Below are 25,215 nucleotides of genomic sequence, written 5' to 3'. Positions count from 1 at the left end.
TTTACAGATGACAATTACAATACAATTTCCAGATACATTAAAGTGGGGAGCGGCCACCGCTTCCTATCAAATCGAAGGTGCGGCTCATAAAGACGGACGCACACCTTCGATTTGGGATACATTTGCTCATGCTCCTGGCAACGTTAAAAACGGAGACCATGGGGATGAAGCTTGCGATAGCTATCACCGCTATAAAGAAGACGTTCAGCATCTTAAAGATTTAGGTGTAGATCTATACAGGTTTTCGATTTCCTGGTCGAGGGTCATCCCTCAAGGAACCGGTGATCTCAATCCAAAAGGGGTTGCTTACTACAGCAATTTGATAGATGAGCTTCTTGAGAACGGGATAGAGCCTATGATTACACTCTATCATTGGGATCTTCCCCAAGTTTTACAAGAAAACGGAGGCTGGGAAAGCAGAGCGACAACAGATGCATTCCATGACTATGCGGTTGCCATGTTCAATGAATTTGGAGATCGGGTAAAGAAATGGATTACAATTAATGAACCCTGGTGCGCTTCGTTTCTATCAAACTACTTAGGCATTCATGCTCCAGGGAAGACAGATTTGCAAGCTGGTGTGGATGTTGCGCACCATTTATTGCTCGCTCATGGAAAGGCAGTACAATCCTTTAGAGAACTCGTTCCCGATGGTGAAATCGGCTATGCACCAAATGTTGGTTGGCTGCAGCCTTACACTCCATCTGAAGCAGACAAAAAGGCATGTGAACGTTCGATGATGTGGCAAAAGGAATGGTTCATGGATCCGGTATTCAAAGGATCTTATCCAGAAGAGCTAGTTCACCTTTTTGAAGAACATCAGGCAGTTTTGAAATTGGAAGAAGGCGATCTGGACGTCATTTCACAACCAATTGATTTTATGGGTCTCAACTATTACACGGGCAGTCTTGGTCGTTACAAAGAAGATGGAGGTTTGTTCCAGGTTGAAGAAATTCCTTTGGACGAGCGTCGGACAGATATCGGATGGCCAATTTATGCGGATGGCTTTTATCGAGTCCTCACTAATATTCACGAAACTTACGGGGATGTACCAATCTATATTACGGAGAACGGTGCTTGCTATAACCACGAAGTTGAAAATGGAACAGTGAACGATCAGGAGCGGATCGATTATTTAAAACAGCATCTGACGTCCTTGCAAAGAGCTATCCAAGCCGGCGTACCAATCAAAGGATATATTGTCTGGTCATTGCTTGATAATTTTGAATGGGCTGAAGGGTATGAGAAGCGGTTCGGGATCATTCATGTCAATTTCAGAACCTTTGAACGGACGAGAAAAGACAGCTATTACTGGTATAAACAAACGGTAACGAACAAGTGGTTTGAACGATAAAATTTTTTTGATAATTAACGAAACCGGTTTCCTGATTGTACAATAATCAAAGGAGGAGCTTGTTTGAATAAAATTTTCTGTTGTTTCATGGCGGTGCTGATTGTCCTTGGGAGTTTTTCACCCGTACAAGCTGAAAAATCTTCAGCAAAGAATGGCGAATCAAAAGAGTATAAATATGAGAGCGAATGGTTGGAAGGTTTGAAGGAACAGAAGAATCATCAGGCAGCGATGTCGTATCAAGAGTATGCTGCCTTTCTCGGCAACTTGTTTGGGATTGAGACGAGAGAGGTCATACAAACCATTCAAGATGTAAGTGGTCAACAAATAAATCTGAACAAGGTCATCAAGCAAAAGGAAGCCAAGGAAATCAGCGATCGCTTGCTTCCATCACAACTAGAAAATGAATTCAATCAGCATCAAGAGTCTGACAAGCCAGTAAAACGTTCAGATGTTCTATCTATGTCCGCTTCTTTTATAGAAGCTTATTATGACAAGAAAGGAAAATATGAAGGAGAAGAGGTTCAGGGGAACGCTTGGATCAACCACTCTAATGTCACACTCTCGCAAAGTACAATAAACGGGGATCTAGTAATCACGAGCGGTAAAAATATTGTGTTAGAAGAAATTACTGTGACGGGGACCGTTTATATTGATCATTCGATTCAAAATGATGTTTTAACCATTGATTCAGAATTAAATGATGTGCGTGTCTTTGATGCATCTAAGGAAAACTCAGATTGGTCGCTCGTTTGGGCTGATGAGTTTATATCCAATCAGATTGACCGTGATAAATGGGACTATGATATTGGAAACTGGATCATAGATGAAGAAGGTGAACCTGTGGCACCTGGCTGGGGAAATAATGAGTTGGAGTACTATACAGACTCAAGTGAGAACTCCTACACAGAGGACGGGAAACTTGTTATTAAAGCTCAAAAAGAAGAAGAGCCTATTGAAGGTGAATATGGAACCTATGACTACACTTCAGCAAAGTTAAAGACAAAAGGACTTTTCAGTAAAAAGTACGGGAAGTTCGAAGCTAAAATGAAATTGCCAGAAGGACAGGGGTATTGGCCGGCTTTTTGGATGATGCCTGAAGATGATGTTTACGGCTCATGGCCTGTGTCCGGTGAAATCGACATTATGGAGGCAGCAGGCGGCGACCCAACCAAAGTTGGCGGTACAATTCACTATGGTGAGGAATACCCGAATAACACCTATACTGGAACGGAATACCACTTCCCAGAAGGAGAAGATATTACTGGATTCCATACATACTCTGTAGAGTGGGAACCAGGAGAAATCCGTTGGTATGTAGATGGTAATCTGTATCAGACATTAAACGACTGGTTCAGTAAAGGGACCAATAAGGCAGATAAGTTTGCCTATCCAGCACCGTTCGATCAAGAATTCTATATGATTCTGAATCTAGCTGTTGGCGGCTGGTATGGTGGAAACCCTGATGAAACCACTGAATTTCCTGGAGAAATGGAAGTGGATTATGTAAGAGTCTATGAACTGACAGGACGAGATTATCAAGAACCTGTTGAACCGGTAGTTGAAGATGAAGAGCTGCCAGAGGACGCAAAACAGCCGTTAGAGAATGGGAATTTGATTTATGATCAAACTTACGAGAAACCAATTACTATCGTAGATCAACCGGAAAAATCTCTTGATCCCCTCTATTGGAATTTTGTAAAACTACCTAACTTTGAGGGACAGGGTACACTGACGACTACAGAAGTTGACGGAGAGCGGTTCGCGAAGACAACAATTGAAAACCCTGGAAACGCTTTGTGGTCCTTGCAGCAGATTCAGAAGGTTGCCATCTTGAAAGGTCATACCTACGAAGTGACTTTTGATGCCAAATCGAACACGAACCGTAATTTGATGACAAAAGTTTCAGGTGGAGCTGAAAGGGGCTATGCGAGTTATTCTGGAGAGAAGACCTTCCAGCTTAGTGACTCCGTTCAGTCTTACAATTACTCTTTCACCCTGAATCAGGATACAGATTTAGGCGCGAGACTTGAATTTAATATGGGTAGCAATGGAACCGCACCTGTATGGATTGGAAATGTTCGTGTAGAAGATGTTACCGGTCAGCAGGAGGAAACAACTTCCAAGACTCCTTTAAGTGACGGAAACCGTATTTATAACGGAACGTTCGACCAGGGGGATATGACCCGTCTCAACTATTGGGAATTGATTTCTCAAAATGGAGCTTCAGCAGAGGTAAGTGTCTCAGAGGAAACACGGGAAGCGAAAATTGAACCTTTAGATAAAGGCGATGATCCTGAAGACCTCATATTCAAACAAACTGGACTTCAATTGCAGGAGGGTCAGGAATATGAATTTACTTTTAATGCTCGAGCAGACAAAGAAAGGTCCCTTGAAGTAGACTTCGTCAGTCAAGATGGAGCAGAGAGTTATTCATCAGAAATGATCGATCTTTCTAAGGAAATGAAATCTCACACCGTTACGTTCCAAATGCCTGACACCATTACAGACTTAGAATCACAGCTGCTTTTCAAACTTGGAGGCCAATCGGAAGTGGTCTACTTAGATGATGTAAGACTTGTGCAAACATCCAACTCCGTGGAGCTTCAGCCATTGAAGAATGGAGACTTTGCGAACGGGATGGAAGCCTGGTCTCCATACATTCACTTTGATGCACAAGCGAATGTGTCGACCATTGATGAAGAGTTGAAAGTAGATATTGAGAATGCGGGAAATGAAGCATGGAGTGTTCTAGTAGAACAACCTGGGCTTTCGTTAAGCAAAGACATTACGTATACTCTATCCTTTAAAGCCAAATCTAGTATCCCGAGAAACATTGAGGTGACGATAGAGAATGCCTCTTACTATCGCTACTTTAGCGAAGTCGTTTCTCTAACTGAAGATATGCAGACGTACGAGTTTGATTGGGATATGACAGCGGATGACACGGCCTCACTTAAGTTTTTGATGGGGCAATTAGCTGAAAGTCATGAAATTTCTATCGATGACGTATCACTTGAAGTTAAATAACTAAGGAAGAACACGACTCTCTTTAAGGGTCGTGTTTTCTTGTGTGAAGAAAGTAAATGGTTGATTCATAAATGCACTAAATATTTTTCTGGAAAAATAAAAAGTGGTTTACCAGTTTTTAGCTAGTGGTATTTACAATATTGCAATCCAATCAGTGAATGGTTGTTACAACAATAGAAGAGGTGGATTTATGAAAAACGTCACTGCAGTATTCTGGTACGCGGTCACTCTTTGTTCCGTGTTTGTCATCTGGGGAGTTGTCGCTCCTTCTCATTTAGAATCAGTTTCCAGTACAGCTACTTCATACATATCAGATAAATTTGGATGGTACTATTTATTACTCGTGGCCTGCATATTTCTTTTTTGCGTTTACCTGACCTTTTCCAGGTTCGGAAAGCTGCGACTAGGAAAAGAAGGTGAAAAGCCTGATTTTAACCTTCCGACTTGGTTTGCAATGCTATTCAGCGCAGGCATGGGAATGGGGATGGTTTTCTGGACTACGGCTGAGCCAATTTCGCATGCGTTCAAAAGTTCTCCAAGGGCAGAGCTCGGTTCAGATCAAGCGATCAAAGACTCCTTGCAGTATTCTTTTTTTCATTGGGGGATCTCTGCCTGGGCGGTCTATGGAATTATCGCGTTAGTACTTGCCTATTTCAAATTCCATAAAGGCTATCCGGGATTGGTGAGTGCCACACTAGTTCCTTTGTTTGGGGAAAAGCGAATGAATGGAATTTTTGGAAAGCTCGTCGATACATTAGCCGTTTTTGCAACCGTTGTAGGTGTAGCGGCAACTCTAGGATTCGGATCTGCTCAGATTAACGAAGGTCTATCCTTTTTATTCAATACGCCGAGTAACTATGGATTCCAGCTGATTATTTTAACTGTGGCTACTGTTCTATTTATCGTTTCTGCTTATTCCGGAATTCATAAAGGGATAAAATATTTAAGCAACATTAACATGGGGCTCGGCTTCTTTTTGCTGCTTCTATTGTTTATCGTAGGACCGACTCTCCACATATTGAATATGTTCACTGCATCGCTTGGAAATTACATGACGAACTTTATTGAAATGAGCTTTCGAATAGCTCCATTAAATGAAGATAACAGGGGATGGATCAACAGCTGGACGATCTTTTACTGGGCCTGGTGGATATCCTGGTCTCCTTTTGTCGGTATCTTCATCGCCCGTATTTCAAAAGGACGTACGTTGAAAGAATTCATGCTTGGGGTGCTGATTGTTCCGTCGCTCGTTTGCTTTATTTTCTTTGCGGTCTTCGGTGTTTCTGCGCTTGAGCTCGAGCAAAACGGTGTAGCTGAAATTTCGAAGTACGCTCTTGAAACAGCAACCTTTGGAGTGTTGGAGCAATATCCTTTAGGTACATTAATGTCCTTCATCACCATTTTTGTCATTGCCATCTTCTTCATAACTTCTGCTGATTCGGCAACTTTCGTTTTAGGGATGCTTAGTTCATCGGGATCTTTAGAACCTTCCAGTACCGTGAAAATTGTCTGGGGTGTTATGCTGTCCTCCATGGCGGCTATCATCGTTTATTTTGGCGGAACTCAAGGGCTGCAGAATATCCTAATTATATCTGCTTTGCCTTTTTCACTCGTGCTTATTCTGATGGGAGCTTCGTTCTTTAAAGCTGCCAATCAGGAAGTTTCAAGGAGTAGTAAGTTCAGAAGAGAAAAGGAAGTCAGGAAGAAATCTTCATAAGTAAATCACCAACAAATTGATCCAGAAGCTAATTAAGCTTCTGGATTTTTTAATTTTTTAGTATTACCTATTGCATATATAAGTATATGCTTATATCATATTAAGCGAGGTGATGACATGGAGAAAACCATCATTGAATTAGAATTTGCGGCAAAAACGTTGAAGCTATTAGGGGATAAAACCCGATTAACAATCATCGGGCTTTTAAAGGATCAAGAATGCTGTGTTTGTGAGTTCGTAGAGGTTTTGCAAATGAGCCAACCCTCTGTCAGTCAGCACCTTAGAAAATTAAGGGATGCTGGGTTGGTAAAAGAGCGACGTAATGGCCAATGGGTATTTTATGCCTTGAATACGTCTCATGAAACCTATCCGATCATACTGCAAATACTAGAACAAATACCTGATCAAAAAGAGAAATTAACAGCATTGGAGGAAGCAGGTCTCAGAATCCAGTGCGATTAGTAGGGGGATACTTTTGAATTTGGCACTTATTGCAACAGTTATTTTTGTACTTACGTTAGTTTTAGTTATTTGGCAGCCAAAGAATTTGGGCATTGGCTGGTCAGCCTGTGCAGGAGCGATTCTTGCTTTAATTTTTGGAGTCGTCGACTTTCAGGATGTCCTTGCTGTCACAGACATTGTCTGGAATGCGACCCTGGCATTCGTTGCCATCATTATCATTTCATTAATCCTTGATGAGATTGGATTTTTTGAATGGGCCGCTTTGCATATGGCAAGAGTAGCCAAAGGTGATGGAAAACGAATGTTTATTTACGTCACGTTGTTGGGGGCAGTGGTAGCTGCGCTGTTCGCGAATGACGGGGCAGCTTTGATCCTTACGCCGATTGTATTGGCAATGGTGAGGAACTTGAACTTCAAGGAAGCGATGATCCTTCCGTTTATTATGGCGAGTGGATTCATAGCAGATACAACGTCACTACCGTTGATTGTCAGTAATTTAGTAAACATCGTATCGGCAGACTTCTTTGACATCGGATTTATCGAATATGCTTCTCGCATGATCGTTCCGAATTTATTCTCATTAGCTGCAAGTATGTTGGTTTTATTCGTATTTTTCCGCAAGAGTATACCAGCGCAATATGACTTAACTCAATTGAAAAAACCAAAAGAAGTGATTCAGGACTCTAAAATGTTTCGCATGTCATGGGGTGTTCTGGCGGTTCTGCTCATCGGGTATTTTGCCAGTGAACCACTCGGAATTCCAGTTTCCATCATCGCAGGAATCGTAGCGGTCTTTTTCTTACTTATGGCAAGAAGAAGTGCAGCCGTCAAAACAGGTGATGTTGTCAAAGGAGCACCATGGGCGATTGTTTTCTTCTCACTCGGTATGTATATTGTCGTTTACGGACTGCGTAACGTCGGTTTGACCGATGTGCTAGCAAATGTCATACAGGCAACTGCCGATCAGGGCTTATTTGTGGGAACGATTTCGATGGGATTTATTGCAGCTATTTTATCGTCTGTCATGAACAATATGCCTACTGTCATGATTGATGCATTAGCAATTGCCGGAACAGATACATCCGGAACGATGCGGGAAGCATTGATTTATGCGAACGTTATCGGCTCTGATCTTGGACCGAAGATTACCCCAATTGGGTCCTTAGCAACATTGCTATGGCTTCACGTTTTATCGATGAAAGGATTCCGTATTTCGTGGGGCTACTATTTTAAAGTAGGAATCATTCTCACCGTTCCGACGCTATTTATCACGCTCGTCGGTTTATATGTGTGGCTATTGATTATATAAAAAAATTGAACCATAAAGGAGAAATTCACCATGTCTAACAAACCAGTCATTTATTTTCTATGTACAGGAAACTCTTGCCGCAGTCAAATGGCAGAAGGGTTTGGTAAGAAATATTTAGGTGATCAATTCGAAGTTCTATCAGCTGGAATTGAAGCACACGGTTTAAATCCGAACGCCGTAAAGGCAATGAAAGAAGTTGAAATCGACATTAGTGATCAAACGTCTGATATTATCGATCCGGATATATTGAACAGTGCCGCATATGCGATCACACTATGTGGGGACGCGAATGACAAATGCCCAATGACACCTTCGCACGTAACTCGTTTCCACTGGGGATTTGACGACCCCGCAAAAGCTGAAGGAACAGATGACGAAAAATGGTCTGTTTTCCAGCGTGTTCGTGATGAGATTAGTGAACGTATTCAAAAATTCGCTGAAGAACAAAAATAAGAATAACTATAAGGATAGCCGAGACACGTGTCTCGGCTATTTTTTAGCACCAAAGGTTTTAGACGGAATAGTGGCGCTTTTATTAAACTGTCCATTTTAGGGGTACAGTTCAGTGTAAAACCCTTCCTGAAACTATTGAGAAACCTCCCTCTGTTTGCAATAATTGTAAGTATTCTGAATTGTGGGTACTGTGTACTGGCAAAGATTTATTTGGTGTCTTGTACCTTGAAGAGTTCATCCTGTATCTGACACCACAACAATAGGGAGGGGAGATCATGCAATGGTTATTAATGCTGCTAGTATTCATAGGTGGCGTTGGAGTAGCAATACAGTCAACCGTAAACGGCGGGCTCGGTCAGAAGGTTGGAATTTTCGAAGGAGCATTTGTTTCATTTTTAGTAGGGACCGTGGCTTTGTTTCTGGTTATGTTGTTTTTCGGAAGAGGGAATCTGCTGAATGTTTTTCAAGTGCCAAAATGGCAGCTTTTAGGGGGATTGCTAGGAGCTTTTTATGTTTCAACGATGGTATTATCTGTTCCACGTATAGGAGTAGCTGCAGCAATCATAACATTAATTACAGCGCAGTTGATTGCAAGTTCATTAATTGATCACTTCGGCTGGTTCGGAATGCCTCAGATTCAGTTGGATGGACAGAGGATTGCTGGAATGGTGCTCATGATCATTGCGGTTATTCTTTTTACAAAACGATGAATTAGATAGATCCCGTCCAGAAAGAACTCATGATGCTTAAGAGTCTATTGATGTTGAGCTTAGTATTGATTCAGATGCATATGAACAAACAGTTTTATCGGAGGAACTCTTGAAATCACAATTGGTTAAGGAAGGTAAGTAGGAAGAAGAGTGATCTTAGCGAAGCTTTTTCTATAGGCGTAAAGTTTTACGAATGCAAAGACAGCTCGTTAGGTAAGTGCCCATCCATCTTTTCCTCCAATTACATAGGCTATGGTGATTAGAAAAAAGGAGGAAATCACATGAGTCATTGTGGATACTGGGGACCGAGGTATGATCGTGGCGATACGTTTGTTTTAATCCTCGTTCTATTTATTTTGCTGATCATCGTTGGAGCTGCGTTTTATTGTTAATCAATACTCAAGTCCAGGCCTTAATATGGTCTGGACTTGTTTTATAAGGGGATGGAAAGCAATGAAAAAAGAACTGATGGATAAAGCCCGACAATTTGTATCAACTCATTATCCCGATTGCTCTATTGCTTTATTATCAGGTAGCGTCGTAAGTGGCAGGGCAACTCCTGCTTCTGATCTGGATATTATCATTATTGATAAGAGCTCTTTTCGTAAGTCATACTTATTCCACGGTGTTCCGGTTGAAGCTTTTGTCCATAATGATGAATCCCTTGACCTTCAATTTTTTATAGAACAACAGGAAGGAACTCCGCTGATTACTCGCATGTGTGCAGAGGGTGTGGTACTTAAAGGCGGGACAGAAGCGGAAGACTTGGTTGAAAAAGGGAAGGTACGTTTAGCTGAAGGGCCGAGTGCGTTTCCTGCGCATAAAATGGATGAATACCGCTATATTTTATCTGATCTTCTTGATGATCTAGAAGGCTCGCAAGTCTGGCAGGAGGACATTTATACTGTTAGTGCGCTTATCGAAAGTTTTCACCAATTTATTTTACGAGCCAATAAGATGTGGACAGGAGAGGGGAAATGGATGTACCGCTCCTTGAAAGAATTTGACGAGGTCATTGCGGAAAGACTCACACATTGTGCTCAATACTTTTATAATGAAAATGAAAAAAGTGAGCTAATCAAGTTTATTGATGAGATGTTGGCTCCGTTTGGAGGGAGATTGTTTCATAATTATTATCAGTAATTAAATGAAATAGAACAACACTCGAAAGGATGTATTCTAATTTTATTTCTCTCGCATTTTGTAGATCATCGTGGATGCTATGAGAAAATAAGTGTAAAGTCACCTCCCCTCAGGTATTCCAAATTTTGGATGACCTGAGGGAGAGGGGAATGAGTTGAAAATGAGTATTTTTCCAAAGATGAATGAAGAGGAGAGTTACTATGCAAAGACTGATCGATAACCATAAGATACGGAAATTGTGAAGTTTGTGATGGTATCGATTATTACCGTGCTAATCTTAAAAAGGATACACCGAATGGAATGCAAATTTTGGCATAGACTTTGATGGTTGTTATGAATACATAATAAATAGATTCTTAAGTAATGGAGGTTAAGAAATGAATAAATCACTACATAGCTTTTCAAATATTCTCTTAGGACTTTGCATACTGATTGGGTGCTGGCTGATCTCTCAATCTGTAGCCAATTCTAAGGATACTCCTTCTCCTATACAAAATAGAGATGTGCAAGTGGATGTTGAAAAAGAAGATGGCTATAAATACGAAATAATTTCAGCTAACGAGTCGAATCTTATCATCTTCGATAAAGAAAGCGGGGAGTATTGGAGAAAGGCTATCGCACCGAGCGAAGGTCCGGCTGAATGGGAAATGGAGGAATCTCCTGTTTCTCCATCTACGTCCATCCAATACTAGTCAGAGGAGTGAGGGTGAATTGAATTTATCACTATTTCTGATCTTTCATCTAATCATAGGACTGTCCCTGGTGGTTTATCGCGGAAAACTCCCTCGCTCCCTTACGACTTTCTCATTAGTAATTGTCATTATGAGCTTTGTTTATTTTGGGCAGTTGATTTTATTCCATTGAGGAGGTAAAAAAGTGAAACGAGTCGATGTGGCTTATGTGCTGCTTTTAAATGAAAAAGATCAGGTATTGATGGTTAAAAATAAAGGAAGAAAAGAGTCTTACTTTACGCTACCGGGTGGAGCAGTAGAAGATGGTGAGACTCTAAAGCAAGCCGCTATCAGAGAAGTAATAGAAGAAACGGGTTTGATTGTAGAAGTTGACCAGATATTCAGCCTAAGTGAAGCATTTGTAGAAGAACGAGGGCATCACGCCGTTTTCTTTACTTTTACAGGTGAAATTATTGGGGGAAAGATTAGGATATCCTTTCCGGAAGAGATTGAAGATATTCGATGGATAGATCAAGAGGTGGCTGAGAAGCATCTTCACCTTCCCTATAAATTGAAAGACATGCTTAAAAGCAATATACCTTACCATTTTAGAGGAACGATGTAGGTTCCATTATCCTTCTCCGTTTAGTTTATTCAACAATTGATCCAGCTGTTGAGAAATTCTTAGCACTTCACTGTAGTTATTAGGGGCATTATACGCTTCATACATTTTTTCTCTAACTTCTTCCCTCTGTAATTCTAATCCTTTTTTATCGTTCACGCTTCTATCCTCCCTTAATACCATTTTTTTACCCTTTATCCTTGATACGAAACGGGGTATTTAAAGGATTCATTAAAAAAGTTTTATTTCTATTAATATATTAAAGCCCTTTACCACTGTGTGAAAAGCTGCCTGAACTGCACTCTAAATATTGTGCGATTAAAATATTCCATAGGTTCTATTTTCTCATTTTAATGTTTGGCAGTCGAAATTCGCAGGAACTAGGAGATGAAGTAGAGAAAGTAAATAAAGAAGATAATTTTCAAAGGTGGGAAGTAGATGGGAAAAGAAGCGCTCGTTGTAATTGATGTGCAAGAGGCTGTTGTAGAAAACGCCTACAAACGAGAAGAAAAAATCAACCACATGAACAAAGCCATTCATTTGGCTAGAGAAAAGCAAATTCCTATTGTATATGTCCAGCATGAATATCCAGAAGGTCCCATGAAACGAGGGGCTGAAGGCTGGCAGCTCTATTCAGAATTAGAAAAGCCTTTGGAACAAGATGCGATTATTTTTAAAACTGTGCCGAATGCTTTTGTACATACATCACTCAAGAGAACCCTAGATGATATTCAAGCCGACCACCTTTATATTTGCGGCGCCCAGACGGATTACTGCGTTGATTGTACTACAAGAGGAGCTTTTGATTTTGGTTACAATGTAACTCTTATTTCAGATGCTCACACCACTTGTGACAATGACCACCTAACGGCGCAGCAAATCATTGATCATACTCATTATACATTAACGAATTTTTGGAGCGAAACGAATTCTATTGATATAAAACCTTCCAGTGAACTCGATTGGTCAGTTATAAAATAAATATAAAAAACGGTCACCACAAGCTGCGATGACCGTTTTTAATGTTCATTCATTGAAAGACCTTAGTGGTCCAGTCTTCACAATTCCAAACGTCTGTGACAATATCCTGATAAAATTCAGGCTCGTGTGAAATGAGAAGGACACTTCCTTTATACTCCTTAAGCGCCCGTTTCAGCTCTGCTTTTGCATCGACATCGAGGTGGTTGGTGGGCTCATCCAGTACAAGTAAGTTGGTTTCTTTATTGATCAATTTACATAAGCGGACTTTCGCCTTCTCACCACCGCTTAAAACTTGAACCTTGCTTTCAATATGTTTACGCGTCAGGCCACATTTAGCAAGGGCAGAACGTACTTCATATTGAGTAAAGTGGCGGAATTCTTCCCAGATTTCTTCAATACAGGTGTGGTTGCTAATCTCTTTAAGTTCCTGCTCGAAGTAGCCGATGTGTAAGTGATCACCCAATTCGACAGAGCCTGAGACAGGTTCGATTTCACCTAGTATACTCTTCAAGAGTGTTGTTTTTCCAATTCCGTTTGCGCCTGATAACGCAAGCTTCTGACCGCGTTCCATACTAAGGTTAAGCGGACGGGAAAGGGGTTCATCATATCCAATCACAAGGTCCTTCGTTTCAAACAAGTACTTCCCAGGAGTCCGGGCTTGTTTGAAGTTAAAGGTTGGTTTCGGTTTTTCCGAATCGAGCTCAATAACATCCATCTTATCAAGCTTCTTTTGACGGGACATCGCCATTTTACTCGTTGCGGCATTCGCTTTGTTACGGGCCACGAAGTCTTTCAAATTGGCGATTTCTTTTTGCTGCTTTTTATAAGCGGCTTCCAGCTGCTGTTTCTTCATTTCATAGACACGAAGAAATTCATGATAATCGCCAGGGTAGCGGGTTAGCTGCTGGTTTTCCATATGATAGATCAAGTTTACAACACTGTTTAAGAATGGAATATCGTGTGAAATCAAAATGAATGCATGATCATACTCTAGCAAGTAGTTTTTCAGCCATTCAATATGCTCCACGTCCAGGTAGTTGGTCGGCTCATCTAGAAGGAGAATGTCCGGCTTTTCAAGAAGCAGCTTCGCTAGCAGCACTTTCGTGCGCTGACCGCCGCTTAAGTCAAATACATCACGCTCTAGTCCGATTTCATCGAGCCCAAGACCATTGGCCACTTCCTCTACTTTTGCATCAATTGTATAGAAATCATTGTTGGTCAGGGCATCTTGGATCCGACCTGTTTCCTCTAGAAGTTCTGTTAATTCATCGGGACCTACTTCTCCCATTTTAGTAAAAAGCTCGTTCATCTCTGTTTCCATATCAAATAGATATTGATACGCTGTTCTTAAAACATCGCGAATCGTCATGCCTTCCTTTAAATCAGCATGCTGATCGAGGTAACCGACGCGCGTATGCTTTGACCACGTAATCGTCCCGGCATCCGGCTCTACCTTACCAGTAATTATATTCATAAACGTGGACTTGCCTTCGCCATTGGCACCAATCAGTCCAATATGCTCTCCTTGTAATAAACGGAATGAAACGTCATCGAAAATCGCACGATCTCCGAATCCGTGGGTTAAGTTTTGTACAGTTAATAAACTCATTTTTAAACACCTTTTCTACAAAAGTTCATGCTTCCTTATTATAAAGGTCATCGGTAAAAAGTGATAGGGGGAGGATGTAAAAATTAGAGGGGTTATTCAAAATGTAACCATAGTAAACCGACAAAGCTCACAAAGGGGAAGGTACTAGTGAAGCAACTAGTCATAATGATTGTATCTATTGTGTTCGTTGTTGTAGGTTGTGATTCAACGGCAATAGAAAAAAGAAGCAATCAAGGTAGCGAGACCGATCAGAAAATCAGAGAAAATGTCTGGTCGTATGTAGAGAACTCTGAAATCGCACTTCGGGAAAAGGAAGCATGGCTGAATGGAGAGATTGAAAAGAAAGTAATTGATGAAGAAATCGTCTCCCATCAGAATTTAGATGAAGATTATTTGAACAAAACGGTCTTGAAGGTTACGCCAGGGGACAGCGAAAAAAGAAATGCTTACCCCACTATTTTAGTAGACCCAGATACCCAGGAAGTTATTGCAGTTTTGGCAGGGTACTAAAAGTTTATTTGCACTACACAATGTTGGAGGTTTTTATGTTTACCTAAGATTCTTTTGTAACAGATGGAGCATTCACTTTGCTGAGACCTGCCTTCACCTTTCTTGCTCATTGCTGCTTTTGCTTCGCTAAACCCATTTATTTTAATTTGTCTTAGAAAGCAAAAAATTTTCAGAAATAATTACTTCCGCTAATGAGAAAAGGCTTAGCTTATGGCAAATGTTTTTAATGTTAAGTTATCAGATTAACAGGAAAAATATGTTAAGATAAACCCGGTTCAAATTCTTTAGCAAAAGGAGTAGACTACATGTGGAATTATAATCGATTACTTGAGTTGCTAAATATCCATCATCCAATTATACAAGCTGGTATGGCAGGAGGGGTCACCACTCCAGAGCTCGTCGCTGCGGTTTCTAATGCAGGAGGGCTCGGAACACTCGGGGCAGGATATATGACACCTGAGACTATGAAAGAGAGCATTCAAGAAATCAAGGACTTAACCCAAAGTCCATTTGGCGTAAATGTGTTTGTGCCTGAAAATCCTCATGCGACTGAGAAAGAAATAGAAGAAGCGAATCGGTTACTCGAACCTTTTCGAAATGAATTAGGAATAAAAGATGAAGCGAAACCGCAAGTGGATGAATCCCTTTTTGAAAATCAAATCAATGTAATTATTGAAGAGCAAGTCCCGGTATGCAGTTTTACCTTTGGAATTCCACCGAAAGGTATCATACGAGACCTTAAAAATGAAGGAATCGTTTTAATGGGAACGGCCACTACGGTAGAAGAAGCAATCCTTAATGAACAATATGGAATGGATACCGTGGTAGCGCAGGGAAGTGAAGCCGGAGGCCATCGTGGAACATTTTCTGGTTCCTACAATCAGTCGATGATTGGCACGATGTCACTCATACCTCAAGTCGCAGATCAAGTGAAGATTCCCGTAATTGCTGCAGGTGGAATTATGGACGGCAGAGGGGTGCGAGCTTCTCTGGTACTAGGTGCGGATGGCGTTCAATTAGGCACAGCTTTTGTTACTTGTAAAGAAAGCGGAGCGAAACCGCAACATAAAGAATCGATTCTACATACAAGTGAAACAGAAACGGTTATAACTCGTTCATTTAGTGGTAAGCCTGCTAGAGGTATTAAGAACACCTTCATTAAAGAAATGGAAGCCCACGAACGTGAACTATTAGACTATCCATTACAAAACTCTTTGACAAAGGGCATTCGAAAGGAAGCAGCTAAACAGAACCGACCAGAATTAATGTCACTATGGTCTGGCCAGAGTCCGCGGTTAAGTCAAAGTGGATCTGCGGCTGAAATTGTGAAATCCATTGTTGCTCATGTAAGAGAGATTAAAAGCTAAGAAAAGGTGAACAAAATGAGAAAAGTAGAGGTTAAGCCTTACACAGTAGAATGGGAGTTTATGTTTGAAGAAGAAAAGAAAAAAATAAGAGAGATTTTCAAAGACGAATTGGTAGATGTGTACCATATAGGAAGCACCTCTGTAAAAGGTATGATGGCTAAACCCATTATTGACCTAATGCCTGTGGTGAAAGAAATTAACAAAGTGGACGATTTTAATAAAGCAATGAAAGCGATCAGTTATCATCCCAAAGGGGAAAATGGAATAACAGGTCGGAGGTATTTTGAAAAAGGCGGCGATGTTCGAACTCATCATGTCCATATCTATGAGGTAGGAGATGAGCAGATTGAACGCCATGTTGCTTTTCGAGATTATTTAAGGGTCCATTCAAAGGAAAGAATGGAGTACGGAAAGTTAAAAGTTGAGTTGGCTGAGCGCTATCCTTTTAATATAAATGCTTATATAAATGGTAAGAAGGAAGTAGTTTCAAAAATAGAATCAAAGGCTATCAATTGGAATCGTCAAGAGAACAGATAAAGAAAAACTAGCTTACATAAAAAAACATATTGTCTTGGCAATGTGTCTTTTTATAATGCGCATCTATTTGGATGTATCGAAATTTTTAAGAACAAGCTGGGCTATGACACGAGCTAATAAGCCAATCAAAAGTGCTATAATCCAAACGATTAAAAAATTGTCTGTAATCATCATACCTAGCTGAAGCCCTAACGCAAGAGCAATTCCGATTATAACTCCTATCATAACTCTGTGTGATAGTTTCATATAAACACCTCATAAAATACAGGATAACCATTTTCACTCCATATATTTCCTTATTTAAACTTTATAAACATTTAATATCTCTATAGACGTAATAATCTCACTAAAGTTATTTGAACGCAGTGCTCTTTTGTAAAAAGTGGCTGCGTTTTTTGTGTATTACTCATATCCTTTATTGATGAACATATAACGATAATTATATGTTAAATTAAGATATAGTTTTATTGTAAAACGATAAAAATTACATTATAATCAATAATACATAACCAAGCGAGGTGGATGAAATGAATCGAGGATCAACAAATTTTTTGAGAGCAGTTGTATTTCTGATTGGATTAACGGTTTTTCTGTTATGTATATTTGCGCTGCCCTCAATAGCGAGTGAAGGATCAGAAAGTAATTATGCTCCTTTTTTATACGCTGTAATAATAGGTATGTATATAGCAGCAATTCCATTTTTCATTGCATTGTACCAGGCTTTAAGACTTTTGAGCTTTATTGATAAGAATTATGCATTTTCTAGCTCATCTGTAGAAGCATTAAGAAATGTGAAATTCTGTGCAGTTGCAATAAGTATTGTGTATATGGTCGTCTTGCCATTCTTTTATATTATTGGAGAAAGAGATGACGCTCCAGGTGTCATCCTGATCGGTATGGTATTTATTTTCGCTTCCCTAGTGATTGCCGTATTTACGGCAGTTCTTCAAAAGCTTCTAAAAAATGCCATAGACATAAAAGCAGAAAATGATCTGACGGTATGAGGTGAAAAATATGGCGATTATTATCAATATTGATGTGATGCTGGCTAAAAGGAAAATGAGTGTGACAGAGCTTTCAGAGAGGGTTGGAATAACGATGGCTAATCTATCCATTTTAAAAAATGGCAAGGCAAAAGCAGTTCGATTTTCAACTTTAGAAGCGATATGTCAAGCGCTAGAGTGTCAGCCTGGCGATATATTGGAGTATAAAAGTGAACAGGACGATTGAGCTTACTAAAAGATTAGTCCGCAGGCGCATCCTAAGAGCATTTCAACAACTCCTTCATTTTGGATGGGAGCAAGCCCTTTCCTGTTTGTTTCCTGTCGTTATTTTTGGCTCTTTGGCCGTTACACAAATTCTGCCACTTCCCTTCCTGCCCAGGTACGACTGGCTGCTCATTATCTTTCTTCTCATGCAATGGTGGATGGTACGATCTGGACTTGAAACACGTGATGAACTGAAGGTTATTACGTTGTTTCATGCTATAGGGCTTGCTCTTGAGATTTTTAAGGTGCATATGGGTTCCTGGTCTTATCCCGAGGAAGGTTATACCAAATTTTTTGGCGTGCCTTTGTATAGTGGATTCATGTATGCGAGTGTAGCGAGCTACCTTTGCCAGGCTTGGAGGAGGTTGAATGTTCGGTTAGTTCAATGGCCGCGATTTTGGATCGTTGTACCTCTTGCAGCAGCAATTTATTTTAATTTTTTCACGCATCACTACTGGATTGATGTTCGTTGGTGGCTATCTGGATTAGTTCTCATCGTATTTTGGCGATCATGGGTGGATTATGAGGTTAATGGAAGTCGTTACCAAATGCCTCTTTCCCTATCCTTTGTTCTTATTGGTTTTTTTATATGGGTCGCAGAAAATATCGCGACTTACTTTGGTGCCTGGGAATACCCAAACCAATCAGAGGCATGGAGTCTCGTTCACCTAGGAAAAGTGAGTTCATGGCTTTTGTTAGTCATTGTCAGCTTTCTTATAGTAGCGACGCTAAAACAGGTTAAAGGAACAAGCTCCAGCGGTGGAGAAAAGCCAATTTCTATAAACTCGCATTACAAATCAAGCTAATATAAACTATAGGCTAGTATATTGGGAATATGTACTCGCTATCGAGACAACTTCCTTATCCTATAAATAATGGATAGAACTACGCATATCAACTATACAAGGTATAAGGTCCATCATATAGATATAGTAGATATCATGAAAAGGAATGGTTATATGCCTTGTATTATCTTTGGCAAAATTCAGATTAATAACGTTAGTGGTGGCGTTATTAATTTTGGAGATTCGTTGTATATTGCTCCTGAAAATGTGACGATCTCTGAAACCAACGGAGATGGGACTCCTGTAGTGGACACAGGAGTTGGTCAAGCAGTTACAGATCCAAATATTACTTAGTTTTAATAATTGATGGATTTATACCTATACTTTATCGTTAGGGGTACAAAAGGTTAGTTGAACCAATAAACGTCTAGGTGCGCAGCCTAGACGTTTATTGTTATATATGATTTTTTTATTTTGCTAAGTATTTCACACATTAATAGGGATGAACTATCTAATCAAGTCGTTCGATTTCAATCTTGCACTCGGGTACTGCTTATTTCTTATATTGATCTATCTTGCGCTGTAGCTTACGTACGACAGAATCTAATGGTCCATTTAGCTCATGATTGGTAAATGTAACTTTCGCACGGCTTTCATCCATCTCTAAAGCTTCTGCAAATAACCCGCCAAGTCCTCGAGCACGTCGATCAACTTCAAGCATGACATCAACATGATTTTCTTGTAAGAAGAAAATCACTTCAAGCTCGTCTAAGTATGAACGGTATTCTCCACCTGGGGTGAATTCAAATTCTTGAACATAACCGAAGCGTTTTGATGACTCCATTTCAACTTTTCTAAGCTGAAATCCAAGGTAACTTAGGGCATCTAGCACACTCTCAATAGAAGGGTGTGGAGCCAGCTTGATCGGGTCTCTGTCTTCTGGATCCAGAGCCCTCGGAATATCGAGTCCTGTTTCAAACCAAATCGGAAGTCTTCCGAGAGATGCAGGAGCATGATACGGAATTTTGATGGAGAATGGAATTTCTTTTGTTTCACCTTTCTTAATCGTTTCCTGCGAAGTAATAGGATACTTTTGCAGAACTACTTTTTCTTTAACTTTTCGGTCATCCACTTCACGGACCGCTTCTGTCATGAGGAATATATGGATAGAATCGATAGTTTGGTCAACATCTCCACCTTTTATGACTACCTTGCCATGCACGTCTTCCCCTGGAATGAATTGTTCTTTTTCTAACTGGGTATCAACCTTTGCTGCGCCTACCCCTACACTTGCTAATAGTTTTTTAAACATGGTTTCTCCTCCTTTTCTTAGAATATACGAAAATATAAATTAAAAGGATTCAATCAATTTAACTTTTTCCAAAGAGAGTCCTATTATTTTTTAACGAAAGAAAAATCTCAGAGAAGAAGAGGTATCAGTTAGTTATTATGGAATTGTTATTAGTGGTAGTAGTCATATGCACTTTTCCGCTGAGCTTAATAGAACTAACGGAGCTTCACCTGATATTATGTTAAACAAGTGATTATAATTAAAAGGAAAGGTGATAAACCATATGAAGACTGATGAAATAAGGTTAAAAACCCCAACACCTATCTTTCGGATATTTGATGAAGAAAAAGCCAAAGAATTCTATTTGACTTTTTTAGAATTTAAGGTGGATTGGGAGTTTAGATTAGAAAATGACTTTCCTATCTACATGCAAGTATCGTTTGATCAATGCATTATCCAACTAACAGAGCATTATGGAGATTGTTGTCCTGGAGCTTCAATTAGAATTGAAGTAAAAAATTTAGATGCTCTTCATACCAAGTTGAGCTCAAAGCAATATAAATATGCACGTCCTGGCATTGAAAAAACTCCTTGGAGTACGAGAGAAATTCGGGTTGGAGATCCGTTCGGAAATAGGATTGTATTTTTTGAATACATTAAATAGTTAGATTGAAAAGAACCAATTTATAATGGAATATTTAGTATTACATAAAAAGGGATTTCCGTTACGAGAACAGTCGTGCAAAAGGTAGAGATATTCCGATGTTCTATCGAATATCGATTCGAATAAAAATAGTACAAGCCAGAAAAAAGGCCAGTCTCTTTAAGGGAGTTTTAAATTGTGAAAAACACGGTCATCGATTGGCACTTTTTTATTGCAGCTTTACTATTTTTGACGATTGTATGTGGAGCGATATTTTTATTCCCTGATACGTTATATGTTTGGTTTGATACCATTCGAATTCAAATTAATGAAGCGATGGGCATCGTCTTTTTATGGGCGGGAATGTCTGCTTTGCTTTTCCTTCTGTGGGTTGCCTTTAGCTCCTATGGAAAGATTAAATTGGGAAGAAAGCAGGAGACTCCTGCTTTTTCAAGCTTAAGCTGGATTGCTATGATTTTCTGTGCTGGGATTGGATCGGGCATAATGTACTGGGGCACGATCGAGTGGGGGTTTCACATGATAGACCCTCCTCTTGGGTTAGCTCCGAATACTGCAAGTGCAATTGAATGGAGTGCCGCCTATGGTATGTTTCACCATGGTCCTACGGCTTGGGCAATTTATACTCTTCCTGCATTACCGATTGCTTATATCTATCATGTAAAGGGACAACCGATTCTTAAGATCAGTGAAGCTTGCCGTCCTATGCTGCATCATTATACAGACACGTGGGTGGGGAAGGGAATTGACTTGTTTTTCGTTCTAGGATTATTAGGAGCTTCTGGAACGACACTTGGGATCAGTGTACCAATGATGACTTCAGGCATCAGCAAAGTGACAGGGATCAATGAAAGTTTTCAAATGAACGTAATGATTCTGATGGTTTGTTCTCTGCTTTTTGCAGGGAGCGTGTATGTTGGTCTTGAAAAAGGGATAAAAACCTTGAGTAATCTAAATCTATATTTAATTTTGCTCTTTCTTTCACTGATTTTTATTCTGGGCCCTACGGTTTTCATTATGGAGGTCTCCACGAATAGTATTGGGCTGATCGCTAATAACTTTTTTAGACTGAATACTTGGATTGATCCAATCGGTAAATCAGGCTTCCCAGAGAAATGGACAGTTTTTTATTGGGCCTGGTGGATTGTTTACGCGCCGTCGATCGGATTATTTATTGCAAAAGTATCGCGAGGACGGACGATTCAGCAAATGATTTTGGGTACTATTGTGTTCGGACCACTTGGGTGCTGGCTGTTTTTTTGCATTATAGGGAACTACGGTCTTTTCCTGCAGTTATCCCATGTCTTGAATGTCTCTTCATTTATCCAGGAAGGCGTCCCTCATCAGGCCATTATCTCTATCATTTATACACTTCCATTAGGAGGAGTCATGGTGGCTTTGTTTACTTTGTTATCCATGATCTTTACTGCGACGACGTATGATACCTCTTCCTACATTATTGCAGCAGTGGCTCAGCGTTCTGTCAACAGGGATCCAGAACGGTGGAACCGCTTGTTTTGGGCCATCGCATTATCCCTTCCGCCTGCAGCGTTATTATTTATTGGAAACCTATCGACCCTTCAAGCTGTTACGATTGTTATTGCTATTCCGTCCTGTTTCATATTAGTCCTTTTATCCCTTTCATTTTTAAAATTAATGCAGCAAAGGAATTATCCCGTATAAAAAACAGGGAGATAGAGAAAATACGATAGTACCTAATTTTGAAAGGGGAATTCCGTATGGCTAACCAACAAGCACAGCAGACGTTACAACAAATCGCTCAGATTGCTCAGCAACTGCAGCAGCAGGAACAGAGCAACGCCCAGCAACTTCAGCAGCAGGCTCAGGCTGGAAATCCAGCTAACCAGCAAATGAATGCACCTCAACAGCAAATGAGTCAAGCAGAACAAAATGCTGCTCAGCAATTACAACAAATCCAGCAGCTTGTTCAACAGTGTCAACAACAATTGAATCAATAAATCAATTAAAGATCCTGCCACCAAGGTGACAGGATCTTTTTTAGTTTATAAACCGGCTGTTAAGTGTAGGAGGAAGGGTTACCTGGAAAGAAAACGACTCATCCAGCTCCATCGCCCTGCCAAGTAAATTACGCATATACAATCGGTGGAATTAATCGCAACGGAAACTTTCAAACTCACCTTGCTTCCATATCGAGCCTTCTATAATCCTGCTATATATGAATAACTGCTATCCTTTTACCTAATGAAGCATATCTTCATTTTGATCTACATATAAAGAACCGTCTTTCTGCACCTCGGCATAGAACACATCATCTACAGAGTTCACACCAGATAACTTCAGCTGCTGATCAAGCCAATTTTGGTCAAGGTTTAATTTATCCAGGTTTCCTCTATTTACTTTTCCATCTGCAATAACTGCTGTAGGTAAAGAAAACATTTCGTTCGGATTGAGGGGAGTATTCATATCCCCTTTAGTAACCGTTTGCTTCGTGTGGCTCTTCAATACCGAAAGAGTTCCGTCTGTCTCAAAGATCGCATAATCCACATCTGATAGAGAAAAAACATTCTTTTTTCTCAATAAAACATTTAGGGCGTCAACATCAAGACGAGTCTTTTGTAAGGCTTCATCCATGATCTTTCCGTTTCTAATAAGAATAATAGGCTCGCCTTCTACAGCAGTACGAGCTTTTTTAGACTTAATATCAATGTAACCCAGGAGAATAGTGAAAGCACTCCATGCCACAAGCGCGATCATCCCATTCTGAATACTAAGGGTGGAGTCTATGGCAAGGGAAGCACCTAATGTCCCGATTGAAATGGCTGAAACAAAGTTGAAAAAAGTCATCTGGGAGATTTCTTTTCTCCCCATAATTCTTGTCAGTACTAGGAGAGTTAAAAAGGCAAGAACGAGTCTAAATATTAGTTCAAAGATATCCATAAATCGATAGCTCCTTTAGATATACTTGGTTAATCCATCCTTTTCTATCTTGAAGAACAAGGAGATATTTTATACAAGGATCTATTTGAAAATACAAAAGGGCTTCATGTGACATGATTGCGTGGAAAAGAAACAGGTAATGATGATGTTTACCTAGTGGTCTCTGCTACTGGGCAAAAAAACATGCAGAAGAACAGGGGAGGTCTCTGCCTGCAAAAAAAAATCTCAGAGCAGTGCTCTGAGATTTTATACTTAACAAATTGAGTCTTTAGGACTTGGGTTTTTCAATCCGAATAGAGGGCGAATGAACAAGGCAAGATACGTTCCAAGGAGAGCCATGATCATCCAAACCCACCCGTGAAGACTGAAGGATGCGATACCACCGAAGTAGGCACCAATGTTGCAGCCAAAAGCAAGGCGTGCCCCATATCCCATCAGTACGCCACCGAAGATGGAAGCCGCTGCAATTCCTGGCTTAATTTTTCCTGGTTTGAAGTTTCCTTGAAAAGCAGCAGCAATAAATGCGCCGATTATAATACCGAAGTTCATGACACTTGTAGAGTCTGCAAGGACATTCTTATTCAATGCATCATTTCCTTGCCAATACGTCCAGCTTGCGACATCGACACCAAAGACTTGCAAGAACTTAGAACCCCATAAGGCAAACGCTGATGTGATGCCCCAGGGATTTCCTCTTATTGTTAACGTTAAGGCGTTTAACAACCCTAGAATAACAGCAGCAAGAAGCAGCGGCCATGCCCCTCTCCATAACTTTTTAAGTCCAGTAGTTGTCGCGAGAGGCTTCATTCTAGGCGGGTTCTTTTTCTTAGAAATTTTCAAGGTCAGACCGTAAATCCCTAAAAAGATGACAATCTGTAAGATCCAGCCCCCGAAGTATCCAAATCCTGTGCTCTCAGCAAGAGAGATGGCTGGTAATGATGGGAGCTCCCGCCAAAACCCGATGTGATAAGCTCCTAGGACTGATCCAGCAATAAAGCCAAAGAGTGTGAGAACCATGGAAGATTTTCCACCTCCCACCGTATAGAGGGTACCAGATGCGCAGCCTGACCCCATTTGCATGCCAGCACCAAACATAAATGAGCCGGCAACGACACTAAGTCCGACAGGGAACACGTATCCTTGGGGCCCTTGACCAGTAAAACTAAAACCTGTTGATAAAATAATAGCGAACAAGGTCGTAGCCACGGCAAGCATGAGCATATGAGCTTGCAATCCTTGGACATTACCGACAGATATCAGTCTTCTGAAAGCTGAAGTGAATCCGAAGCGGGCATAGAGCAATGCAAGCCCGAAACCTAAACCGATGATAAAAAGAATGCCCTGAGTCCATGTGGTTACACTTACAATACTAATAAATAGTATGAGTGCGGCAATTACACCGACCCAGACAAGTGGTTTTTGAATTGGATTTAACTGAGCGATTTCAGTAGTATATTTTTTCTCCTGTCTATTCCATTGATTGGACGGAGTAGCTGTTTGTGCCAATTTAAAACCTCCTAATTCCTATTTGTTTACTATGTTATTAAATGTCAATTATTTTAAAGGATAGCTCGTCTATTTGTAAAGGTTTCTGCATACAATGGAACTATAAAGAATACTCTCACTGACTTTTTACGAACGCTTAACACTAATCGTTCGGACAAGTGGTAAACTGAAACGGAAGACAGGACAATCTATAAACTAATTGGAGGGATGTCTTATACCTGTCGCTTGCCTACATGTCACTCGTTGGTTTTTCCTTGTTCAGTTGAAATCAAGTCGAAGAACTTCGTGGCGAACATCTGGCGCACCTCCCCCT

General features: G+C 40.3%; 28 protein-coding genes. 22 read left to right on the top strand and 6 right to left on the bottom strand.

What is annotated here, in order from left to right; translation table 11 throughout:
* Window positions 1–7 precede the first annotated feature (7 nt).
* The 11 genes from ACRYKC_RS03965 to ACRYKC_RS03915 all read left to right on the top strand — a co-directional run bounded on the left by ACRYKC_RS03965 (window position 8) and on the right by ACRYKC_RS03915 (window position 11,471).
* Window positions 8–1,354, top strand: a complete 1,347-nt coding sequence (locus ACRYKC_RS03965) for a GH1 family beta-glucosidase (RefSeq protein WP_433805378.1) — start codon at window positions 8–10, stop codon at window positions 1,352–1,354.
* 63 nt (window positions 1,355–1,417) lie between these two features.
* A complete protein-coding gene (locus tag ACRYKC_RS03960; RefSeq protein WP_433805376.1) occupies window positions 1,418–4,381 on the top strand; it encodes a carbohydrate binding domain-containing protein in 2,964 nt (987 codons plus the stop codon).
* Window positions 4,382–4,571: 190 nt separating this feature from the next.
* Window positions 4,572–6,098, top strand: coding sequence for a BCCT family transporter (locus ACRYKC_RS03955; RefSeq protein ID WP_433805375.1), 1,527 nt, complete (start codon window positions 4,572–4,574; stop codon window positions 6,096–6,098).
* 117 nt (window positions 6,099–6,215) lie between these two features.
* Window positions 6,216–6,560 (top strand): ArsR/SmtB family transcription factor, encoded by a 345-nt coding sequence (locus ACRYKC_RS03950; RefSeq protein ID WP_433805374.1) that lies wholly within the window; start codon window positions 6,216–6,218, stop codon window positions 6,558–6,560.
* A 13-nt stretch (window positions 6,561–6,573) separates the two neighbouring features.
* Window positions 6,574–7,869: an arsenic transporter gene (locus tag ACRYKC_RS03945; RefSeq protein WP_433805373.1), complete on the top strand. Its 1,296-nt coding sequence runs from the start codon at window positions 6,574–6,576 to the stop codon at window positions 7,867–7,869.
* A 30-nt stretch (window positions 7,870–7,899) separates the two neighbouring features.
* Window positions 7,900–8,322, top strand: coding sequence for an arsenate reductase (thioredoxin) (gene arsC / locus ACRYKC_RS03940; protein ID WP_433805372.1), 423 nt, complete (start codon window positions 7,900–7,902; stop codon window positions 8,320–8,322).
* A 275-nt stretch (window positions 8,323–8,597) separates the two neighbouring features.
* Window positions 8,598–9,032, top strand: a complete 435-nt coding sequence (locus ACRYKC_RS03935) for a DMT family transporter (protein WP_433805371.1) — start codon at window positions 8,598–8,600, stop codon at window positions 9,030–9,032.
* Between the two features lie 281 nt (window positions 9,033–9,313).
* On the top strand, window positions 9,314–9,424 hold the full coding sequence (locus tag ACRYKC_RS03930) for a YjcZ family sporulation protein (RefSeq protein ID WP_433805370.1): 111 nt from the start codon (window positions 9,314–9,316) through the stop codon (window positions 9,422–9,424).
* 61 nt (window positions 9,425–9,485) lie between these two features.
* Complete coding sequence (locus tag ACRYKC_RS03925; RefSeq protein WP_433805369.1) at window positions 9,486–10,175, top strand: nucleotidyltransferase domain-containing protein; 690 nt, start codon at window positions 9,486–9,488, stop codon at window positions 10,173–10,175.
* Window positions 10,176–10,552: 377 nt separating this feature from the next.
* Window positions 10,553–10,867, top strand: a complete 315-nt coding sequence (locus ACRYKC_RS03920; RefSeq protein WP_433805368.1) for a hypothetical protein — start codon at window positions 10,553–10,555, stop codon at window positions 10,865–10,867.
* Window positions 10,868–11,051: 184 nt separating this feature from the next.
* On the top strand, window positions 11,052–11,471 hold the full coding sequence (locus ACRYKC_RS03915; RefSeq protein ID WP_433805367.1) for an NUDIX hydrolase: 420 nt from the start codon (window positions 11,052–11,054) through the stop codon (window positions 11,469–11,471).
* Window positions 11,472–11,477: 6 nt separating this feature from the next.
* Here the strand turns inward: ACRYKC_RS03915 and ACRYKC_RS03910 are convergent, their stop codons facing one another.
* Window positions 11,478–11,627 (bottom strand): Spo0E family sporulation regulatory protein-aspartic acid phosphatase, encoded by a 150-nt coding sequence (locus tag ACRYKC_RS03910; protein WP_433805366.1) that lies wholly within the window; start codon window positions 11,625–11,627, stop codon window positions 11,478–11,480.
* A gap of 279 nt (window positions 11,628–11,906) precedes the next feature.
* On the opposite strand from ACRYKC_RS03910, the gene ACRYKC_RS03905 reads away from it, so the two are divergent.
* Window positions 11,907–12,449: a cysteine hydrolase family protein gene (locus ACRYKC_RS03905; protein ID WP_433805365.1), complete on the top strand. Its 543-nt coding sequence runs from the start codon at window positions 11,907–11,909 to the stop codon at window positions 12,447–12,449.
* A 49-nt stretch (window positions 12,450–12,498) separates the two neighbouring features.
* Here ACRYKC_RS03905 and ACRYKC_RS03900 read toward each other — a convergent pair whose 3' ends face one another.
* Window positions 12,499–14,058, bottom strand: coding sequence for an ABC-F family ATP-binding cassette domain-containing protein (locus ACRYKC_RS03900; protein ID WP_433805364.1), 1,560 nt, complete (start codon window positions 14,056–14,058; stop codon window positions 12,499–12,501).
* 147 nt (window positions 14,059–14,205) lie between these two features.
* Between ACRYKC_RS03900 and ACRYKC_RS03895 the strand changes: the two genes are divergently transcribed.
* The 3 genes from ACRYKC_RS03895 to ACRYKC_RS03885 all read left to right on the top strand — a co-directional run bounded on the left by ACRYKC_RS03895 (window position 14,206) and on the right by ACRYKC_RS03885 (window position 16,472).
* Window positions 14,206–14,568 (top strand): hypothetical protein, encoded by a 363-nt coding sequence (locus ACRYKC_RS03895; RefSeq protein ID WP_433805363.1) that lies wholly within the window; start codon window positions 14,206–14,208, stop codon window positions 14,566–14,568.
* Between the two features lie 305 nt (window positions 14,569–14,873).
* On the top strand, window positions 14,874–15,935 hold the full coding sequence (locus ACRYKC_RS03890; RefSeq protein WP_433805362.1) for an NAD(P)H-dependent flavin oxidoreductase: 1,062 nt from the start codon (window positions 14,874–14,876) through the stop codon (window positions 15,933–15,935).
* Between the two features lie 15 nt (window positions 15,936–15,950).
* Window positions 15,951–16,472, top strand: a complete 522-nt coding sequence (locus tag ACRYKC_RS03885) for a GrpB family protein (RefSeq protein WP_433805361.1) — start codon at window positions 15,951–15,953, stop codon at window positions 16,470–16,472.
* A gap of 63 nt (window positions 16,473–16,535) precedes the next feature.
* Here the strand turns inward: ACRYKC_RS03885 and ACRYKC_RS03880 are convergent, their stop codons facing one another.
* Window positions 16,536–16,718, bottom strand: coding sequence for a hypothetical protein (locus ACRYKC_RS03880; RefSeq protein WP_433805360.1), 183 nt, complete (start codon window positions 16,716–16,718; stop codon window positions 16,536–16,538).
* A gap of 281 nt (window positions 16,719–16,999) precedes the next feature.
* Here ACRYKC_RS03880 and ACRYKC_RS03875 point away from each other — a divergent pair, with 281 nt between their 5' ends.
* The 4 genes from ACRYKC_RS03875 to ACRYKC_RS03860 all read left to right on the top strand — a co-directional run bounded on the left by ACRYKC_RS03875 (window position 17,000) and on the right by ACRYKC_RS03860 (window position 18,879).
* A complete protein-coding gene (locus tag ACRYKC_RS03875) occupies window positions 17,000–17,476 on the top strand; it encodes a DUF2975 domain-containing protein (protein ID WP_433805359.1) in 477 nt (158 codons plus the stop codon).
* Window positions 17,477–17,486: 10 nt separating this feature from the next.
* Window positions 17,487–17,702: a helix-turn-helix domain-containing protein gene (locus tag ACRYKC_RS03870; protein ID WP_433805358.1), complete on the top strand. Its 216-nt coding sequence runs from the start codon at window positions 17,487–17,489 to the stop codon at window positions 17,700–17,702.
* A 28-nt stretch (window positions 17,703–17,730) separates the two neighbouring features.
* The gene (locus tag ACRYKC_RS03865) at window positions 17,731–18,546 is read left to right on the top strand and encodes a DUF817 domain-containing protein (protein WP_433805709.1); all 816 of its coding nucleotides are present in this window, start codon (window positions 17,731–17,733) and stop codon (window positions 18,544–18,546) included.
* Between the two features lie 153 nt (window positions 18,547–18,699).
* Window positions 18,700–18,879 (top strand): spore germination protein, encoded by a 180-nt coding sequence (locus ACRYKC_RS03860; protein ID WP_433805357.1) that lies wholly within the window; start codon window positions 18,700–18,702, stop codon window positions 18,877–18,879.
* 199 nt (window positions 18,880–19,078) lie between these two features.
* On the opposite strand, the gene ACRYKC_RS03855 is transcribed toward ACRYKC_RS03860, so the two are convergent.
* Complete coding sequence (locus ACRYKC_RS03855; protein ID WP_433805356.1) at window positions 19,079–19,837, bottom strand: sporulation protein; 759 nt, start codon at window positions 19,835–19,837, stop codon at window positions 19,079–19,081.
* Window positions 19,838–20,099: 262 nt separating this feature from the next.
* Here ACRYKC_RS03855 and ACRYKC_RS03850 point away from each other — a divergent pair, with 262 nt between their 5' ends.
* From ACRYKC_RS03850 to ACRYKC_RS03840, 3 genes are all read left to right on the top strand, one after another.
* A complete protein-coding gene (locus ACRYKC_RS03850) occupies window positions 20,100–20,480 on the top strand; it encodes a glyoxalase superfamily protein (RefSeq protein ID WP_433805355.1) in 381 nt (126 codons plus the stop codon).
* Window positions 20,481–20,657: 177 nt separating this feature from the next.
* The gene (locus tag ACRYKC_RS03845) at window positions 20,658–22,160 is read left to right on the top strand and encodes a BCCT family transporter (RefSeq protein ID WP_433805354.1); all 1,503 of its coding nucleotides are present in this window, start codon (window positions 20,658–20,660) and stop codon (window positions 22,158–22,160) included.
* Between the two features lie 38 nt (window positions 22,161–22,198).
* Window positions 22,199–22,456 carry a hypothetical protein gene (locus ACRYKC_RS03840; protein ID WP_433805353.1) on the top strand — a complete coding sequence of 86 codons (258 nt, stop codon included), beginning with the start codon at window positions 22,199–22,201 and terminating at the stop codon, window positions 22,454–22,456.
* A 241-nt stretch (window positions 22,457–22,697) separates the two neighbouring features.
* Here ACRYKC_RS03840 and ACRYKC_RS03835 read toward each other — a convergent pair whose 3' ends face one another.
* Window positions 22,698–23,396: a DUF421 domain-containing protein gene (locus tag ACRYKC_RS03835; RefSeq protein WP_433805352.1), complete on the bottom strand. Its 699-nt coding sequence runs from the start codon at window positions 23,394–23,396 to the stop codon at window positions 22,698–22,700.
* A gap of 252 nt (window positions 23,397–23,648) precedes the next feature.
* Window positions 23,649–24,902: a YeeE/YedE family protein gene (locus tag ACRYKC_RS03830; protein WP_433805351.1), complete on the bottom strand. Its 1,254-nt coding sequence runs from the start codon at window positions 24,900–24,902 to the stop codon at window positions 23,649–23,651.
* Window positions 24,903–25,215: the final 313 nt, after the last annotated feature.

This window comes from Halobacillus sp. A1-3, assembly GCF_050971765.1.
GTDB lineage: Bacteria > Bacillota > Bacilli > Bacillales > Halobacillaceae > Halobacillus > Halobacillus mangrovi_B.
The sequence above is the reverse complement of the archived record's forward strand: the minus strand, read 5'-3'. Positions and strand labels throughout refer to the sequence as shown.